The organism is Streptomyces collinus Tu 365 (assembly GCF_000444875.1).
GTDB classification, from domain to species: Bacteria; Actinomycetota; Actinomycetes; order Streptomycetales; family Streptomycetaceae; genus Streptomyces; species Streptomyces collinus_A.
On record NC_021985.1, the window covers coordinates 6,918,293 to 6,934,683 of the forward strand.

Annotated in this window: 20 protein-coding genes; 15 read left to right on the forward strand and 5 right to left on the reverse strand. The window is 73.9% G+C overall.

Features of this window, described 5'->3' with window-relative positions:
* The first annotated feature begins 149 nt into the window (after positions 1–149).
* The 12 genes from B446_RS29990 (at position 150) to B446_RS30050 (ending at position 9,174) form a co-directional block, all read left to right on the forward strand.
* The gene (locus B446_RS29990; protein WP_020943194.1) at positions 150–1,685 is read left to right on the forward strand and encodes an NAD(P)/FAD-dependent oxidoreductase; all 1,536 of its coding nucleotides are present in this window, start codon (positions 150–152) and stop codon (positions 1,683–1,685) included.
* Complete coding sequence (locus tag B446_RS29995) at positions 1,682–3,529, forward strand: transketolase (protein ID WP_020943195.1); 1,848 nt, start codon at positions 1,682–1,684, stop codon at positions 3,527–3,529. The genes B446_RS29990 and B446_RS29995 overlap by 4 nt, the downstream gene beginning before the upstream one ends.
* Before the next feature lie 133 nt (positions 3,530–3,662).
* On the forward strand, positions 3,663–4,052 hold the full coding sequence (locus B446_RS30005) for a gas vesicle protein (protein WP_078614960.1): 390 nt from the start codon (positions 3,663–3,665) through the stop codon (positions 4,050–4,052).
* Positions 4,053–4,139: 87 nt separating this feature from the next.
* On the forward strand, positions 4,140–4,562 hold the full coding sequence (locus B446_RS30010) for a gas vesicle structural protein GvpA (protein ID WP_043479386.1): 423 nt from the start codon (positions 4,140–4,142) through the stop codon (positions 4,560–4,562).
* Positions 4,559–5,329 carry a GvpL/GvpF family gas vesicle protein gene (locus B446_RS30015; protein WP_020943199.1) on the forward strand — a complete coding sequence of 257 codons (771 nt, stop codon included), beginning with the start codon at positions 4,559–4,561 and terminating at the stop codon, positions 5,327–5,329. The genes B446_RS30010 and B446_RS30015 overlap by 4 nt, the downstream gene beginning before the upstream one ends.
* A 29-nt stretch (positions 5,330–5,358) precedes the next feature.
* On the forward strand, positions 5,359–5,622 hold the full coding sequence (locus B446_RS30020; protein ID WP_020943200.1) for a gas vesicle protein GvpG: 264 nt from the start codon (positions 5,359–5,361) through the stop codon (positions 5,620–5,622).
* Positions 5,619–6,311, forward strand: coding sequence for a hypothetical protein (locus B446_RS30025; RefSeq protein ID WP_043476718.1), 693 nt, complete (start codon positions 5,619–5,621; stop codon positions 6,309–6,311). The genes B446_RS30020 and B446_RS30025 overlap by 4 nt, the downstream gene beginning before the upstream one ends.
* Positions 6,308–7,549 (forward strand): SRPBCC family protein, encoded by a 1,242-nt coding sequence (locus tag B446_RS30030; RefSeq protein WP_020943202.1) that lies wholly within the window; start codon positions 6,308–6,310, stop codon positions 7,547–7,549. The genes B446_RS30025 and B446_RS30030 overlap by 4 nt, the downstream gene beginning before the upstream one ends.
* Positions 7,546–7,905, forward strand: coding sequence for a gas vesicle protein (locus B446_RS30035; RefSeq protein ID WP_020943203.1), 360 nt, complete (start codon positions 7,546–7,548; stop codon positions 7,903–7,905). Before B446_RS30030 ends, B446_RS30035 begins: the two co-directional genes overlap by 4 nt.
* Positions 7,902–8,669 (forward strand): GvpL/GvpF family gas vesicle protein, encoded by a 768-nt coding sequence (locus B446_RS30040; RefSeq protein WP_020943204.1) that lies wholly within the window; start codon positions 7,902–7,904, stop codon positions 8,667–8,669. Before B446_RS30035 ends, B446_RS30040 begins: the two co-directional genes overlap by 4 nt.
* Positions 8,666–8,884 (forward strand): gas vesicle protein, encoded by a 219-nt coding sequence (locus tag B446_RS30045; RefSeq protein ID WP_020943205.1) that lies wholly within the window; start codon positions 8,666–8,668, stop codon positions 8,882–8,884. The genes B446_RS30040 and B446_RS30045 overlap by 4 nt, the downstream gene beginning before the upstream one ends.
* Complete coding sequence (locus B446_RS30050) at positions 8,881–9,174, forward strand: gas vesicle protein K (protein ID WP_020943206.1); 294 nt, start codon at positions 8,881–8,883, stop codon at positions 9,172–9,174. The genes B446_RS30045 and B446_RS30050 overlap by 4 nt, the downstream gene beginning before the upstream one ends.
* Positions 9,175–9,321: 147 nt before the next feature.
* On the opposite strand, the gene B446_RS30055 is transcribed toward B446_RS30050, so the two are convergent.
* Positions 9,322–10,158, reverse strand: a complete 837-nt coding sequence (locus B446_RS30055) for a class I SAM-dependent methyltransferase (RefSeq protein WP_020943207.1) — start codon at positions 10,156–10,158, stop codon at positions 9,322–9,324.
* Between the two features lie 143 nt (positions 10,159–10,301).
* Positions 10,302–11,789 carry a bifunctional phosphatase PAP2/diacylglycerol kinase family protein gene (locus B446_RS30060; protein WP_020943208.1) on the reverse strand — a complete coding sequence of 496 codons (1,488 nt, stop codon included), beginning with the start codon at positions 11,787–11,789 and terminating at the stop codon, positions 10,302–10,304.
* A 107-nt stretch (positions 11,790–11,896) separates the two neighbouring features.
* Between B446_RS30060 and B446_RS30065 the strand changes: the two genes are divergently transcribed.
* The 3 genes from B446_RS30065 to B446_RS30075 all read left to right on the forward strand — a co-directional run bounded on the left by B446_RS30065 (position 11,897) and on the right by B446_RS30075 (position 14,638).
* Positions 11,897–12,553 carry a histidine phosphatase family protein gene (locus B446_RS30065; RefSeq protein WP_043479388.1) on the forward strand — a complete coding sequence of 219 codons (657 nt, stop codon included), beginning with the start codon at positions 11,897–11,899 and terminating at the stop codon, positions 12,551–12,553.
* Between the two features lie 42 nt (positions 12,554–12,595).
* Positions 12,596–14,215, forward strand: a complete 1,620-nt coding sequence (locus B446_RS30070; RefSeq protein WP_020943210.1) for an ABC-F family ATP-binding cassette domain-containing protein — start codon at positions 12,596–12,598, stop codon at positions 14,213–14,215.
* 165 nt (positions 14,216–14,380) lie between these two features.
* Positions 14,381–14,638, forward strand: a complete 258-nt coding sequence (locus tag B446_RS30075) for a DUF6158 family protein (RefSeq protein ID WP_020943211.1) — start codon at positions 14,381–14,383, stop codon at positions 14,636–14,638.
* Between the two features lie 122 nt (positions 14,639–14,760).
* Here B446_RS30075 and B446_RS30080 read toward each other — a convergent pair whose 3' ends face one another.
* Genes B446_RS30080 through B446_RS30090 form a run of 3 tightly spaced genes read right to left on the reverse strand, consistent with a single transcriptional unit; the run spans position 14,761 to position 16,336 of the window.
* Positions 14,761–15,303, reverse strand: a complete 543-nt coding sequence (locus B446_RS30080; RefSeq protein WP_020943212.1) for a type 1 glutamine amidotransferase domain-containing protein — start codon at positions 15,301–15,303, stop codon at positions 14,761–14,763.
* Between the two features lie 5 nt (positions 15,304–15,308).
* The gene (locus B446_RS30085) at positions 15,309–15,965 is read right to left on the reverse strand and encodes a hypothetical protein (protein WP_020943213.1); all 657 of its coding nucleotides are present in this window, start codon (positions 15,963–15,965) and stop codon (positions 15,309–15,311) included.
* Positions 15,962–16,336 (reverse strand): DUF2795 domain-containing protein, encoded by a 375-nt coding sequence (locus B446_RS30090; protein ID WP_020943214.1) that lies wholly within the window; start codon positions 16,334–16,336, stop codon positions 15,962–15,964. The genes B446_RS30085 and B446_RS30090 overlap by 4 nt, the downstream gene beginning before the upstream one ends.
* Positions 16,337–16,391: the final 55 nt, after the last annotated feature.

Sequence of the window (16,391 nt, forward strand, 5' to 3'; positions counted from 1 at the left end):
GGAGCGGCGCGGCCCCGGCCGGGTAACCGGGGCCGACCCGGCGAAACGCGGGGTCCCGGCGGGCGTCCGGGTGAGCCGCGCGGCGTTTGGGTGCCCCTGCCCCGGTTACGCGGAACACCTCGGAGGAGCCAGACCGCCGGAGGCGCACCGTGAGCCGTCCACGCGTCGTGATCGTCGGTGCCGGATTCGCCGGGTACCGGGCTGCCCGCACCCTGGCCCGGGTGACCCGGGGCCGCGCCCACATCACGCTGCTCAACCCGACCGACTACTTCCTCTACCTGCCGCTGCTGCCCCAGGTCGCCGCCGGGGCCCTGGAGGCCCGCCGGGTCACCGTGTCGCTGGCCGGCACCCTGCCCGGGGTGCGGCTGCTGCTCGGCGAGGCCGGCCGGGCCGACCTGGACGCGCGCACGGTCCACTACACCGACCCGGAGGGCGGCACCGGCTCCCTCGGCTACGACCGGCTGGTGCTGGCCGTCGGCAGCGTCAACAAGCTGCTGCCGATCCCGGGCGTCGCCGAGCACGCCCACGGCTTCCGCGGACTGCCCGAGGCCCTATACCTGCGCGACCACGTCATCCGCCAGGTGGAGCTGGCCGCCGCGACCGGCGACCCGGCGGTCCGCGCCGCGCGCCGCACCTTCGTCGTGGTCGGGGCGGGCTACACCGGCACCGAGGTGGCCGCGCAGATGCAGATGCTGACCGACGGCCTCGCCCGCCGCCACCTGCCCGGCGGCAGCCGGCCGCGCTGGATGCTGCTGGACGTCGCGCCCCGGGTGCTGCCCGAGATGGACGAGCGGCTGTCCCGCACCGCCGACCGGGTGCTGCGGGCGCGCGGCGTGGACGTGCGGATGGGCACCTCGGTGAAGGAGGCCACCCGTGACGGGGTGCTGCTCACCGACGGCGAGTTCGTGGCGTCGCGGACTCTGGTGTGGTGTGTCGGGGTCCGGCCCGATCCGCTGGTCGAGGCCGTCGGGCAGCCGCTGGAGCGGGGGCGGCTGATCGTCGACCCCTACCTCCAGGTGCCCGGCCGCCCCGAGGTGTTCGCCTGCGGCGACGCGGCGGCCGTACCGGACCTGGAGCACCCGGGCGCGTTCACCCCGATGACCGCCCAGCACGCCTGGCGGCAGGGCAGGGTGGCCGGCGAGAACGTGGCCGCGGCCCTCGGGCTCGGCCGGCGCCGGCGCGCCTACCGCCACCGCGACCTGGGGTTCGCCGTCGACCTCGGGGGCGTCCACGCGGCCGCCAACCCGCTGGGGGTGCCGCTGTCCGGCCTGCCGGCCGGCCTGGTCACCCGCGGCTACCACCTGGCCGCGCTGCCCGCAGGCCGCGTCCGCGTCGCCGCGGACTGGCTGCTGGACGCCGTGCTCCCGCGTCAGGGCGTCCAGCTCGGCCTCGTGCGGTCCTGGGCGGTCCCGCTGGACACGGCGTCCCCCGAACTGCCCCGGGTACCCGACGCCGGCGGCCCGGCCCCCGCCCCGGCGGACACGGCCCCCGGCGCCGCGCGGGCCACCGCTCCCGCACGGAGCGAACCGGACGGCGGGGCCGCCGGAAACCGGACGGGCGACGAGCCCGCGCAGAACCGGCCGTCGACCCCCGGCCCCGCCGGCCCCCGCCCGGCAGAGGCGGAAGCGCAAGCAGAGCCGGCCCCAGCCCCAGACTCACCTGCAGAAGCAGAAGGAGACGCATGAACACCGAAGAACTCGGCGCCCTCGGCCAGCAGTTGCGCGTGGACAGCGTGCGGGCCGCCGCCGCGGCGGGGTCCGGGCACCCGACCTCCTCGATGTCCGCCGCCGACCTGGTGGCCGTGCTGTTCGCCCACCACCTCCGCTACGACTTCGAGCGCCCCGAGCACCCGGCCAACGACCGCTTCGTCCTCTCCAAGGGACACGCCTCGCCGCTGCTCTACTCCGCCTACAAGGCGGCCGGCGCCGTCGAGGACGGCGAACTGCTGACCTTCCGCAAGCTCGGCAGCCGTCTGGAGGGCCACCCCACCCCGCGCAGGCTGCCCTGGGTGGAGACCGCCACCGGCTCGCTCGGCCAGGGCCTGCCGGTCGGCGTCGGCATCGCCCTCGCCGGCAAGCGACTGGACCGCGCCGACTACCGCGTCTGGGTGCTGTGCGGGGACAGCGAGCTGGCCGAGGGCTCGATCTGGGAGGCCGCCGAGCACGCCTCCTACGAGCACCTGGACAACCTGACCGCCATCGTCGACGTCAACCGGCTCGGCCAGCGCGGGCCCACCCGCCACGGCCACGACCTGGACGCCTACGCCCGCCGCTTCCAGGCGTTCGGCTGGCACACCATCCAGATCGACGGCCACGACGTCGACAAGATCGACCGCGCCTACGGCGAGGCGATCTCCACCACCGGCCAGCCCACGGTCATCCTCGCCCGCACCCTCAAGGGCAAGGGAGTCGCCGCGGTCGAGGACCGCGAGGGCCTGCACGGCAAGCCGCTGCCGGATGCCGACGAGGCCATCGCCGAGCTCGGCGGCCCCCGCGACCTGCGGGTCCGCGTCTCCGAACCGTCCGCGGCCGCGGTGCTGCGCTCCGCCACCACCGACGCGGTCCGGCTACCGCGCTACGACCTGGGCGACGAGGTCGCCACCCGGGACGCCTTCGGCGCGGCGCTCGCCGCGCTCGGCACCGCGCGCGGCGACGTCGTCGCCCTCGACGGCGAGGTCGGCGACTCCACCCGCACCGAGGAGTTCGGCAAGGAGCACCCCGACCGCTTCTTCGAGTGCTACATCGCCGAGCAGCAGCTCGTCGCCGCCGCCGTGGGCCTGGCGACCCGCGGCTGGGTGCCCTACGCCTCGACGTTCGCGGCCTTCCTCAGCCGCGCCCACGACTTCGTGCGCATGGCCTCGATCAGCGGCTCCGGGATCAACCTGGTCGGCTCGCACGCGGGCGTCGCGATCGGCCAGGACGGCCCCTCGCAGATGGGCCTGGAGGACCTGGCGATGTTCCGGTCCGTGTACGGCTCGACCGTGCTCTACCCGTGCGACGCCAACCAGACCGCCCGGCTGGTCGCGCAGATGGCCGGCCTCGACGGCATCCGCTACCTGCGCACCTCGCGCGGCAAGGACCCGGTGATCTACGGTCCGGACGAGGAGTTCCCGGTAGGCGGCAGCAAGGTGCTGCGTTCCGGGGAGCACGACCGGCTGACGGTCGTCGCGGCCGGCGTCACCGTGCACGAGGCGCTGGCCGCCGCCGACCGGCTCGCACAGGACGGCATCGCGGTCCGCGTGATCGACCTGTACTCCGTCAAGCCGGTCGACGCGGAGACCCTGAGCCGGGCCGCCGAGGAGACCGGCTGCCTCATGACGGTCGAGGACCACCACGAGCAGGGCGGCCTCGGCGACGCGGTCGCTGAGGCGTTCGGCGACGGCCGGCCCGTGCCCCGCCTGGTCCGGCTGGCGGTGCGCACCATGCCGGGCTCCGCCGCGCCCGACGAGCAGCTGCACGCGGCGGGCATCGACGCGGCCGGCATCGAGGCCGCGGCGAAGCTGCTGGTGGAGGAGGCGGTCGTGCGCTGACCGCAGACCTCACGACCTACGGATCTCCTCCCCCGCGGGCGTCCTGACCTGTGGCTTCGTGGACTGCTGTGCGCTCGGTGCGCTCTCGATGTTTGGCGCGCCGAGGAGCGGCCACCCGCAGGTAGAGGTGGCCATGTCGAACACAAAGAACACATCCCAGTCACAGAGTTCACAGAAATCCCAGGACTCGGAGGATTCCCGGCCCGAGAAGGAAGAGGATTCCCAGCCCAAGAAGGAAAGAGACGTGAACCGGCGGCCCACCCCCATGGAGGTCCTGCGCGAGGCGCGGGCCCAACTGGCCGAACTCACCGGCCTGGTGCCCGAGTCGGTGTCCTCCTTCGAGCAGACCGACGACGGGTGGTCGCTCGAGGTCGAGGTCCTCGAACTGGAACGGGTTCCGGACACGATGAGCCTGATGGCGAGCTACGAGGTCGAACTCGACGCGGAGGGGCAGCTCACCGGTTACCGGCGCGTCCGCCGCTACGAGCGCGGCCGGGCGGACGCGCGCAGGGGCGGCCGCTAGGCCGCACGGACGCGTCCCCTCGCAGGGATGCGCACGGACAGATCGCGTACACCGCGCAACAGAACACCACAAGGAGGAATGGCCGGCATGACCGTAGTACCGGCACAGCAGAGCGGCGGCGGAGGCGGCAGCAGTGGCCTCTACGACGTCCTAGAGCTGGTTCTCGACAGGGGGCTCGTCATCGATGCCTTCGTGCGTGTCTCCCTGGTAGGCATCGAGATCCTGAAGATCGACGTCCGTGTCGTCGTGGCCAGCGTGGACACCTATCTGCGCTTCGCCGAGGCGTGCAACCGGCTGGACCTGGAGTCCGGGCCGCGCAAGGACCCCGGCCTGCCCGACCTCGTCGGCGAGATCACCGAGTCCGGCGCCAAGGGCAAGTCCAAGGGGGCGCTGTCGGGCGCCGCGCAGACCGTGTCCGACGCCTTCGGCAAGGCACGTGACGAGGGCCAGTCGGAGGAGCGGCCGCGTCAGCGCAGGACCGCGTCGCGCCGTAAGGAGGAGCAGGAGTGAGCACGTACGTCTACGGGATCACCGCAGGGTCCCACCCCACGCTCCCGGAGGGCACGGCCGGTGTCGGCGAGCCAGCCCGCCCGGTGCGCGTCCTCACCGCGGGTGACCTGGCCGCCGTGGTCAGCGACGCGCCCGAGGACCTTCGCCCCAAGCGCAGGGATCTGCTCGCCCACCAGAACGTGCTGGCCGAGGCCGGCGCGGCGGGCTGTGTGCTGCCCATGCGCTTCGGCAGCGTCGCCACGGACGACGACGCCGTGCGCCAGGTGCTCAGCGAGCGCTCCGAGCACTACCAGGAGCGGCTGCGCGAACTCGACAACAAGGTCGAGTACAACGTCAAGGCCACGCATGTCGAGGAGGCCGTGCTGCACCTCGTGATGGCCGAGAACGCCGACCTGCGCGCCCTCGCCGAGGAGAACCGGCGGGCGGGCGGCGGCGGTTACGACGACAAGATCCGCCTCGGCGAGATGGTCGCGGCCGCGGTCAAGGCCAAGGAGGGCGAGGACGCCACCGAGGTCCAGGGCCTGCTGGCCCCGGGCGCCGCCGCCGTGAGCGTGGGCCCCGAGTCCAGCGGCTGGCTGCTGAACGTGTCGTTCCTGGTCGACCGGGACTCCGCGGACAACTTCCTGGCCTCCGTCGAGCAGGTCCGCGAGAGCCACCCGCACCTTGACCTGCGCGTGAACGGCCCGCTCCCGCCGTACAGCTTCGTCGAGCCCGGCCCGGCCGAGCCCGCGGGCAGCCAGGCCGGCGTGGACGCCGGGACGCAGTAGCGCACGGGCCCGAACGGAAGGAGGACGCCGTGGGACTGATCAGCGAAGTGCTGCTGCTGCCGTTCGCACCGGCGCGCGGCAGCGCGTGGGCGATCAGACAGGTGATCCAAGAGGCGGAACGGATCTACTACGACCCCGCCACCGTACGGGCCGAACTCGCCCGCCTCGAAGAGCGTCTGGAGGCGGGCGAGATCACTGAGGAGGAGTTCGACCAGGTCGAGGACGAGCTGCTCGACCGGCTGGAGACCGCCACGCGCTCCGGCGAAACCACAGGCGACGGGACGGCATCATGAACCGAACAGCACTCGGCCTCGCGATAGGGGCCGGATACATGCTGGGACGCACGAAGAAACTGAAGATGGCCCTCGCGGTCGGCTCCGTCGTGGCCGGGAAGAAGCTGAATCTCACCCCGCGGGCGATCGGCGAGCTGCTGCAGCAGCAGCTGCGCGACAACCCCCAGTTCAAGGAGATCGGGGACCAGCTCCGGCAGGACATGCGCGGTGTCGGCAAGGCCGCCACGGGCGCGATGGCGGAGCGGCAGATCAACGCGCTCGCCGACCGGCTGCACGGCCGGACCGCCGACGTGCGCGACCGGCTCTCCGGCCTCGCTTCCGGCGGCGGCTCCGACGACGAGGAGTCCCGGGAGGACACCGGGGACGACGAGCCGCGCGACGACGCCGACGACGCCGCCGAGGACGAGGACACCTCGGGCGGCGGGCGCGAGGACCGCGAGGACCGCGAGGACGACGAGGAGGACGACGACTCCGGGGCCCGGCGTCAGGAGCGGCCGCGCAAGAAGGCCGCCCAGAAGGCCCCGGCGAAGAAGTCGTCCGCCGCGTCCACCGCGAAGAAGGCCGCGGGGAAGGCACCGGCGAGGAAGACGGGAGCGGCCCGCAAGACGGCCGCGAAGAAGACGGCCCCGGCCGGCGGCGGCAACCGCGGCGGCGGGTCGCGGCAGGCGAAGGGCGGTGACGACCGATGACGTCGACGACGGGGCCGCTGGGCTCCGCGGCCGGCAAGGCCACGGGCGCCGCGAAGGACAACCCGGTGACCGACCTCGTGCACAGCGAGGCCGCCGACCGGCTGAAGGGTGAGGTGCAGGACTACCTGTCCGCTCAGGCCGAGCGGCTGCTGTCCGGCCTCGGCCGCAAGCTGGGCGAGACCACCCTCAAGCTCAACGACATAGCCGACGGCAAGAGCCCCGGCTTCGCCAAGCTCGCCCTCGACGGCGGGCGCAAGCTGGCCGAGGGCAAGGGCCCGCTGCGCACCGCGCTCGAACTCGGGGCCTCCCATGCCAAGGACAACGTGATGAACGCGGTCAAGAACATAGGCGGCGGCGGCAAGGGCAAGAGAAAGGGCGGCGGGGGCAACAAGCCCACCGTCATCCTGGAGTCCATCGACGTCGGCGTGCCGGTGCGCACCGCCTACGACCAGTGGACGCGGCTCCAGGACTTCTCGACCTTCGCCAAGGGCGTCAAGAGTGCCAGCCGGGCGAACGACACCGACTCCGACTGGCAGGCCAAGATCTTCTGGTCCAGCCGGAGCTGGAAGGCGCACACCACCGAGCAGGTGCCGGACTACCGCATCCAGTGGACCTCCGAGGGCGCCAAGGGCACCGTCAAGGGTGTCGTCACGTTCCACCCGCTGGGGGAGAACCTGACCCGGGTGCTGCTGGTCATGGAGTACTACCCGAGCGGCTTCTTCGAGAAGACGGGCAACATCTGGCGCGCCCAGGGCCGCAGGGCCCGGCTCGACCTGAAGCACTACGCCCGCCACATCAGCATGAAGGGCGAGGTGGACGACGGCTGGCGCGGCGAGATCCGCGACGGCGAGGTCGTCAAGAGCCACGAGGACGCGGTGGCCGAGGAGGAGGAGCAGGAGTCCCAGGAGTCCCAGGAGTCCGGCGACGAGGGGCCCGAGGAGCCGGAGGGCCAGGAGTCCGAGGAGGGCCAGGAGCCCGAGGAGGGCGAGGAGTCCGACGAGTCCGAGGAGTACGAGGACGAGGCGGAGGAGCCCTACGAGGAGGACGCCGAGGACGAGGACGCCGAGGACGCGGAGTACGAGGACGAGGCGGACGACGAGCCGTACGGCGAGGAGGCCCCGGAGGAGGAGCAGGAGTACGAGGACGAGGCCGGCGGGGACGGCGAAGCCGCCGAGGACGAGGAGTACGAGGACGAGGAGGAACCGGAGCCCGCCGGAGGCGGCAGGAGCCGTCGATGACGACCCCCAACCGCTTCCCTCCCGAGCGGTCCGCCCGCTTCCCGGAGCCCTACGGCTCCGGGAGCGGGGCGAACCTCGCCGACATCCTGGAGCGCGTGCTCGACAAGGGCGTCGTGATCGCGGGCGACATCCGGATCAACCTGCTCGACATCGAACTGCTCACCATCAAACTGCGGCTCATCGTCGCCTCGGTCGACAAGGCCAAGGAAATGGGCATTGACTGGTGGGAGACCGACCCCGCCCTCTCCTCGCGCGCCCGCAGGGACGAGCTGACCCGGGAGAACGCCGAGCTCAGGGAACGGCTGGCGCGCCTGGAGGAGCTGGAGACCGGGCACGTGCGCGAGGAGGCCCCATGACCGCGGGACTGCGGTACGTCTACGCCGTGTGCCGCCCCCTGGGCGCGCCCCTGCAGGCCGAACTGACCGGCATCGGGGGCGCGCCGCCGGCGCTGCTGCACCACCACGGGCTGGTCGCGGTGGTCAGCACCGTCCCGGAGCACGACTTCAGCGAGGAGTCGCTGCGGGCCCGCCTGGAGGACCTGGACTGGCTGTCCGCCACCGCCCGCGCCCACCAGGGCGTGATCGACGCGCTGACGACGGTCACCACCCCGGTGCCGCTGCGGCTGGCCACCGTCTTCCGGGACGACAGCGGGGTGCGCTCGATGATCGAGTCCCGGGAGGACGACTTCCGGCGCATCCTCGACCGGCTGGAGGGACGGGTCGAGTGGGGTGTCAAGGTGTACGTGGAGAGCGGGCCGCAGGAGGCGAAGGCCCCGGCGCCCGCCGCCGCGCGGCCCGCCAGCGGGCGGGACTACCTGCGCAGGCGGCGTGAGTCGGCGCACGCGCACGAGGAGAAGTGGCGTACCGCCGAGACCTTCGCCGAGACCCTGCACGAGCGGCTCACCCGGCGCGCGGAGGACGCCCGGCTGCACCCGCCGCAGAACTCCGCGCTGTCCGGCACGCCGGGCCAGAACGTGCTCAACGCCGCCTACCTGGTGAGCCGGGCCGACTCGGAGGAGTTCGTGGAACTGGTGGACCGCACCAAGGGCGAGGTGCCCGGCGTCCGCGTGGAGCTCACCGGGCCCTGGGCCGCCTACTCGTTCAGCGGGGAGGAACGGTGACCGTCATCGAGCGCCGTGAGATCGCCCTGGTGGACCTGCTCGACCGGCTGCTGGCCGGCGGTGTGGTGATCACCGGCGACATCACGCTGCGGATCGCGGACGTCGACCTCGTGCGCATCGACCTGAACGCGCTGATCAGCTCCGTCAACGAGTCGGTCCCCTCGCCCTTCGAGCTGCTTCCCGCGGCCCGGCCGGACCATGAGGAGCCCCGATGACGGCCCAGGGCGCGTCACACAAGCGGCTGGACCTGGAGCCCGACACGGTCGAGCGGGACCTGGTGAAACTGGTGCTGACCGTGGTGGAGCTGCTGCGCCAGCTGATGGAACGGCAGGCGGTGCGCCGCTTCGACACCGGCGACCTGACCGAGGAGCAGGAGGAGCGGATCGGGCTCACGCTGATGCTGCTCGAGGAGCGCATGGCGGAGTTGCGGGACCGCTACGGCCTGCGGCCCGAGGACCTGAACCTGGACCTCGGACCGCTCGGCCCGCTGCTGCCCCGGGAGTGAGGCGGGCGCCGCTGTCCCCGGAGTGGGGCGGGCGCCGCTGTCCCGGGAGTGGGGCGGGCGCCGTTTTTTCCCCCGTGGTGAGCCGGGCGCGGCGGTGCGGCCGCCCGGCGGACCGGGCGTGACGCGCCGGACGTGATGTCCGGCGCGTCACACGCGTTTGCGGCACAGGATCTCGCCGTGCAGCACCGTGAACCAGCCGTCCTCCCGCCGCCCCCACTCCCGCCACGCCCCGGACACGGCCTCCAGCAGCTCCGGTGTGGCGTGGCCGCCCTCGACGGCGCGCTCCGCGTAGGCCGAGGCCAGGGTGCGGTCCGCCCACAGCCCGCTCCACCAGGCCCGCTCCTCGTCGGTGGCGTACGTCCAGGTGCCGGAGCCGGCCGTGATGTCCGTCAGCCCGGCGGCCCGTGCCCAGGCCTTCAGCCGGCGCCCCGCGTCCGGCTCGCCGCCGTTGGCGCGCGCTACCCGCTCGTACAGGTCCAGCCAGTCGTCCAGGCCCGGCACCGCCGGGTACCAGGTCATCGCCGCGTAGTCGGCGTCGCGCACCGCGATGAAGCCACCCGGTTTCGTCACCCGGGCCATCTCGCGCAGGGCTTGCACCGGGTCGCCGACGTGCTGCAGCACCTGGTGGGCGTGGACGACGCAGAACGTGTCGTCGGGGTAGTCCAGGCGGTGCACGTCGGCGACCGCGAAGTCCATGTTGGCCAGGCCCCGCCCGGCGGCGGTCTCCCGCGCCCGGCGCAGGATGCCGGGCGCGTGGTCGACGCCGGTGACATGGCCGTCGGGCACCAGTTCCGCCAGGTCGGCGGTGATGGTCCCGGGGCCGCAGCCGATGTCCAGGATCCGCATGTGGGGCTTGAGCACGCCCAGCAGGTAGGCGGCGGAGTTGGCGGCGGTCCGCCAGGTGTGCGACCGCAGCACGGACTCGTGGTGTCCGTGCGTGTAGACGGCGGTCTCGTGCGGTTCGGTCCCCTGCGCCCTCGGCATGGCTGTGCCCCTTCGCCCCTCGTCGACGGTCCGCTGCCGGGGACCGGACGGCCCCCGGCGCGGTACGCCGACAGTACGCCGCCGTGCCGAATGATGAGACCCACGTATCATGATGTGGACGGGTCGGGGGGACGTCCGGGGCGTCAGCTCAGCGGCCGGTACACCGTCAGCGCCTCGGGCAGCTTCTCCACCAGCACGTCGCCCTCGACCTCGGTCACCTCGCCGTCGTACGCCAGCGGCGTGCCCGGGGCCAGGCCCGTCAGCCGCAGCCGGTTGAGCTGCACCGCCGCGTGCGCGGGCGACCGGGTGAGCGGTCCGGCCGCCGCCGCTGCCAGCAGCCGCAGCGCGGGCCTGCGGCTGCCGTGCACGACCCGCACGTCCAGGAGCCCGTCCGCCAGGTCGGTGCGGCGGCCGGGCGCGAGCCCCATCCGGTGGTACATGCCGTTGCCCACGAACAGCAGCCACAGCGGGCGCTGCCGCCCACCGAGCTCGACCTCCAGCGGGTGCCGGTCGGCGCGCAGCACCTTCATCGCCCCGAGCAGCCCGGCCGGCCAGCCGCCGATCCGCTTGGACCAGCGCTCCCGCACACGCACCAGCTCCGGGTAGACGCCCAGGCTGAACGTGTTGACGAAGATGCCCTCCTGCCGCCCCGCGGCGAACCGGCCCACGTCCACCCGGACCGCCTCGCCCGCGCGCACGGCGTCGGCGACCTTGCGCTCGTCCTCCAGGCGCAGGTCGTAGGCGAAGTGGTTGAGCGTGCCCCCGGGCAGCACCGCCAGCGGCAGGCCGTGCCGCATCGCCGTCGCGGCCGCCGCGTTCACCGTCCCGTCACCCCCGCAGACCCCGAGCGCCCGCGCCCGGGCCGCCGCCTTCTCCAGCTCGGCCGGCACGTCCTGCGGCTCGCACTCCACGATCTCCGCGCCGGGCAGCGCCGCCTGCAGCACGCGCACCCGGTCGGAGGAGCCCGAGGCCCGGTTCGCGACCACCACGAGACCCTCGCCCTCCGGCAGGGCCGGCGCCTCGGCCCGCGGCCGCGGCGGCGGGGTGATCTGGGCGCGGGTCGGCACCAGGCCCCGGACGGCGAACGCGGCGCCCGCGCCGAGCGCCGCCCCCGCCAGGACGTCGCTGGGGAAGTGCACGCCCGTGTACACCCGCGACGCGGCCACCGAGAACGCCACGGGCGCCACCACCGCACCCCAGCGCGGCGACTCCAGCGCCACCCCGGCCGCGAAGGCCGCCGCCGAGGCGGCGTGCCCCGACGGGAAGGACGTGGTGATCGGCTGCCGCTTGAGCTGCCGCACCGCCGGCACCGTGTCCAGCACCGGCCGGGCGCGGCGCACCGAGCGCTTGCCGAGCGTGTTGATGGTCACGGAGGCCAGGCTCAGCGAGGCGATCCCGCGGGTCGCGGCCCGCCGGGCCCGCGGCGTCCGGCTGGCCGCGATCGCGGCGGCCGTGGCGAACCACAGCACCCCGTGGTTCGCGCTCCGGCTCAGCCTCGGCAGCACCCGCTCGGCACCGGGCCAGTGCCATGCGGCGGCCGCCTCGAACAGCCGGGTGTCAGCGGCCAGCAGCGCCCGCAGGGCGCGCCGGCCACTCTTCGGGACGGCGGTCAGGTCGACGTCTGCGCTCATGGGGTGCGGTTACCCTGAAGCCGCCGTTTCTTGTTCCCGTGTACGCCGACCGCCTGACGGCCCGGCCGCCCGGCCCGCCCGGCCTGATCGCCGCGGAGGAGACCCCGATGCGCCTGCTCCTCGTCCGCCACGGCCAGACCCCCTCCAACCTGGACCGGCTGCTGGACACCGCCGCCCCGGGACCGGGCCTGACCCCGCTCGGCGCACAGCAGGCCGCCGCCCTGCCCGAGGCCCTCGCCGGCGAGGGCCTCGACGCCGTCTACGCCTCCGACCTGCTGCGGGCCCGGCTCACCGCCGCCCCGCTGGCCGCCGCCCGCGGCCTGGAGACGGCCGTACGCGCCGGCCTGCGCGAGGTGTCGGCGGGCGACCTGGAGATGCGGCCGGGCGGCTCCCCGGAGGGCGAGCGATACCTGCGCACCGTGTTCGCCTGGGCGGCCGGTGACCTCACGCTGCGGATGCCCGGCGGGGAGAGCGGGGCGGAGGCGCTGGCCCGCTACGACGAGGTCGTCGCCGAGGCCGCCGCGAGCGGCGCCGCCGCCGTCGCGATGGTCAGCCACGGCGCCGCCATCCGCATGTGGACCGCCGCCCGCGCCGCCAACGTCGACGTGGCCTTCGCCGCCGCCCGCCCGCTGGCCAACACCGGCGTGGTGATCCTGGACGGCTCGCCCGCCGACGGCTGGAAGGCGCTGTCGTGGGCCGGCGCCACCGTCGTACCGGCCGGGGAGGGCGGTCCGGCCGGGCAGCCCGTGGACCCGGCCGGATAAGCGTTTGCCCCAGGCCGGGGACGCCCCGCAGAATGCCCCCTCATGGGACATCTGGAAGCCGCGCACCTCGAATACCACCTCCCCGACGGCAGGACGCTGCTCGGTGATGTCTCCTTCCGGGTCGGCGAGGGCGCGGCCGTCGCGCTGGTCGGCCCCAACGGCGCGGGCAAGACCACCCTGCTCCGGCTGATGTCCGGCGAGCTGAAACCGCACGGCGGCCAGGTCACCGTCAGCGGCGGCCTCGGCGTGATGCGCCAGTTCGTCGGCTCCGTGCGGGACGAGACGACCGTCCGCGACCTGCTGGTCTCCGTCGCCCCGCCGCGCATCCGCGAGGCGGCCCTGGCCGTGGACCGGGCCGAGCACGGCATCATGACCGTCGACGACGAGACCGCCCAGCTCGCCTACGCCCAGGCCCTCGCCGACTGGGCCGAGGCCCGCGGCTACGAGGCCGAGACGCTGTGGGACATGTGCACCACCGCCGCCCTCGGCATGCCCTACGAACGCGCCCAGTGGCGGCAGGTGCGCACCCTCTCCGGCGGCGAGCAGAAACGCCTCGTGCTGGAGGCACTGCTGCGCGGCACCGACGAGGTGCTGCTCCTCGACGAGCCGGACAACTACCTCGACGTCCCCGGCAAGCGCTGGCTGGAGCAGCAGCTCAAGGAGACCCGCAAGACGGTCCTGTTCGTCTCCCACGACCGCGAACTCCTCGCCCGCGCCGCGGAGAAGATCGTCTCCGTGGAGCCGGGACCCGCCGGCGCCGACGCCTGGGTGCACGGCGGCGGCTTCGCCACCTACCACGACGCCCGCCGCGAGCGCTTCGCCCGCTTCGAGGAACTGCGCCGCCGCTGGGACGAGAAGCACGCCCAGCTGAAGAAACTCGTCCTCAACCTGCGCCAGGCGGCCGCCGTCAGCCACGAGATGGCCTCCCGCTACGCGGCCGCCCAGACCCGCCTGCGCAAGTTCGAGGAGGCCGGGCCGCCGCCCGAGCCGCCGCGCGAGCAGGACATCACCATGCGCCTGAAGGGCGGCCGCACCGGCGTACGCGCCGTCACCTGCGCACAGCTCGAACTGACGGGCCTGATGCGCCCCTTCGACCTGGAGGTGTTCTACGGCGAACGGGTCGCCGTGCTCGGCTCCAACGGGTCGGGCAAGTCGCACTTCCTGCGCCTGCTGGCCGGCGATGACGTCGCGCACACCGGCCAGTGGAAGCTCGGCGCCCGCGTCGTGCCCGGCCACTTCGCCCAGACCCACGCCCACCCCGAGCTGCGCGGCCGCACCCTGCTCGACATCCTGTGGAAGGACCACGCCCAGGACCGGGGCGCGGCCATGTCCCGGCTGCGCCGCTACGAGCTGACCGGCCAGGCGGAGCAGTCCTTCGAGCGGCTCTCCGGCGGCCAGCAGGCCCGCTTCCAGATCCTCATGCTGGAGCTCCAGGGAGTCACCGCCCTGCTCCTGGACGAGCCGACCGACAACCTCGACCTGGAATCCGCCGAGGCCCTCCAGGAGGGCCTGGAGGCCTTCGACGGCACGGTGCTCGCGGTCACCCACGACCGCTGGTTCGCCCGCTCCTTCGACCGCTTCCTGGTCTTCGGCAGCGACGGCCGGGTCCGCGAGACCGCGGAGCCCGTCTGGGACGAGCGCAGGGTGGAACGGGCCCGCTAGCCCCACCGGGCCCGGTGCCCGGGATGTTCGTACAGTGGGTTCAGGAACGCGCGCTCCACGGCTCGCGCCCGGCACGCGCTGCTCCCGGAGAACCCGCCGGGAGCACGGCATGCCGGGCGGGGTACCCGTACGGCAGGACACGACCACGACGAGCGGGGCACCACCATGACCGGAGTCGACCCCAGCCGGCTGGACGACCTGCAGCTCATGAAGGAGCTGGAGACGATCCACCGCACGCGCCACGACACCCTCCTCTACGGCTCGAACGACGCGCTGCGGGCGCACAACGAGCGCATGGCACAGCTCGAGGGCGAGTACCTGCGCCGCAACCCGCGCCGCCTGGTCAGCGCGGGCCGCACCCGCGAGGGCGCCCGCGAACGCGGCTGCGGCGAGGCGGCGACCCCGCACGCCGCCGGCACCTGAGGCGGCCCCCGGCCGCTCCGGCGACCGGTCCGGGGCGGCCGCACGCGTGAGGGCCGGCCCGCGGTGACGCGGACCGGCCCTCGTACGACCCGGCGCGGCGGCCGGGCGCGGTGCGGCGGAGGTCAGCCCACCTCACCCGCGAAGACGTGCACGAACGCGTCGCAGAACGCCTTCAGGTCGTCCGGCTTGCGGCTGGTCACCAGCTGGTTCGAGCCGTGGTCGCAGATCTTCACCTGCTCGTCCACCCAGGTACCGCCCGCGTTCTCGATGTCCGTCCGCAGACTCGGCCACGACGTCAGCACCCGGCCGCGTACGACACCGGCCTCCACCAGCGTCCACGGCGCGTGGCAGATGGCCGCCACCGGACGGCCCCCGTCGAAGAAGTCCTTCACGAACGCGACGGCCTTCTCGTCCATCCGCAGGAAGTCCGGATTGGCCACCCCGCCCGGCAGGACCAGGGCGCCGAACGACCCGGCCGACGCCTCGCCCACCACCTCGTCCACGGGGAAGGTGTCCCCCTTGTCCAGATGGTTGAACGCCTGGATCTCACCGGACTCCGTCGACACCAGCACCGGTTCGTGCCCCGCGTCGGACGCCGCCTTCCACGGCTCGGTCAGCTCGACCTGCTCGACGCCCTCGGGTGCCACCAGAAACGCGATACGCATGATCCTCACTTTCCTTTCCGGGCCGGCCCGGCCGCCTCCGCGGCCCGGGCCCGCCGCTTCCTCACGCCCGCCGCCCGCCGGCAGCGCAGCAGCTCCTCGCCGTACGGCACGAGCACACAGGCACCGATGGCGAGCCCGACCGCCGCCAGATAGCCCGGCGACAGCGGCCGCCGGCGCCGTACCAGGCGCCAGGCGTCCGGATCGCCGCGCCCGCCCCGCACCAGCGACCGGACGTGGTCGGGGTGCAGGCACATCAGCGACGCCAGCGCGCCGAACGGCAGCGACTCCAGGAAGCTGTGGACGTGCTGCTCCAGCGGCGAGACCTCACGGTCGCTGTCCACCGCCGTCCGCACGTCCCACAGCGCCGTCGCCTCGTGTACCCCCGCCGCCCCGAGCTGCACGGCCAGCAGCAGCGGATTGACCTCGTAGCGCAGGGTCAGCGCGATGGGCAGGCCGACCTCCGCCATCATCAGGGAATGGATCAAGGACTCCTTGGTGCCGGACGTGTCCTCGATCCGGGTGCGCCGGTGCAGCGCCCAGTCCGCCAGACCGGGCACGAACCAGCCGGGCAGCAGCCCGTACAGCAGGAACCGGGTGGTGGCCTCCCCGACGTCGACCGTCCTTGCGGTCGCCGCGATCTGAGCCGCCTGGCGCTCGGTCACTCGCCCACCAGCGCCTCCGCGAGCTGCTGCACGTTGGCGTACCGCTCCGCGCGCGGCAGCCGGGCCACCGCGTCGACCAGCGGGGTGGGCGCGTTGCCGCGCCGCAGCGCACGGGCCACCTCCCCGGCGTCCGCCGGGAAGGAGTGCCGGCTCAGGTGCCGGGCCAGCTCCAGCCGCACCCGCTCCAGCGACGCCGGCGATCCCAGACCGCCGACCGGGCCGCTCCAGACCTCGGGGTCGTCGTCGGCCGCCGGCTCCGGGTCGTGCCACTCCTCGGCCCGCGTCGGGTGCCCGGAGCTGAGCATGCCCTTCAGCTCGTGCTTCATCTCGTCGTCCCGGTGGACGTTCAGCCGGTCACTGCCTCGCTGCATCTCTCACTCCACATGTTCGGGGTCCGCCCGCGTACCCGGCACCGGGAGACCGACA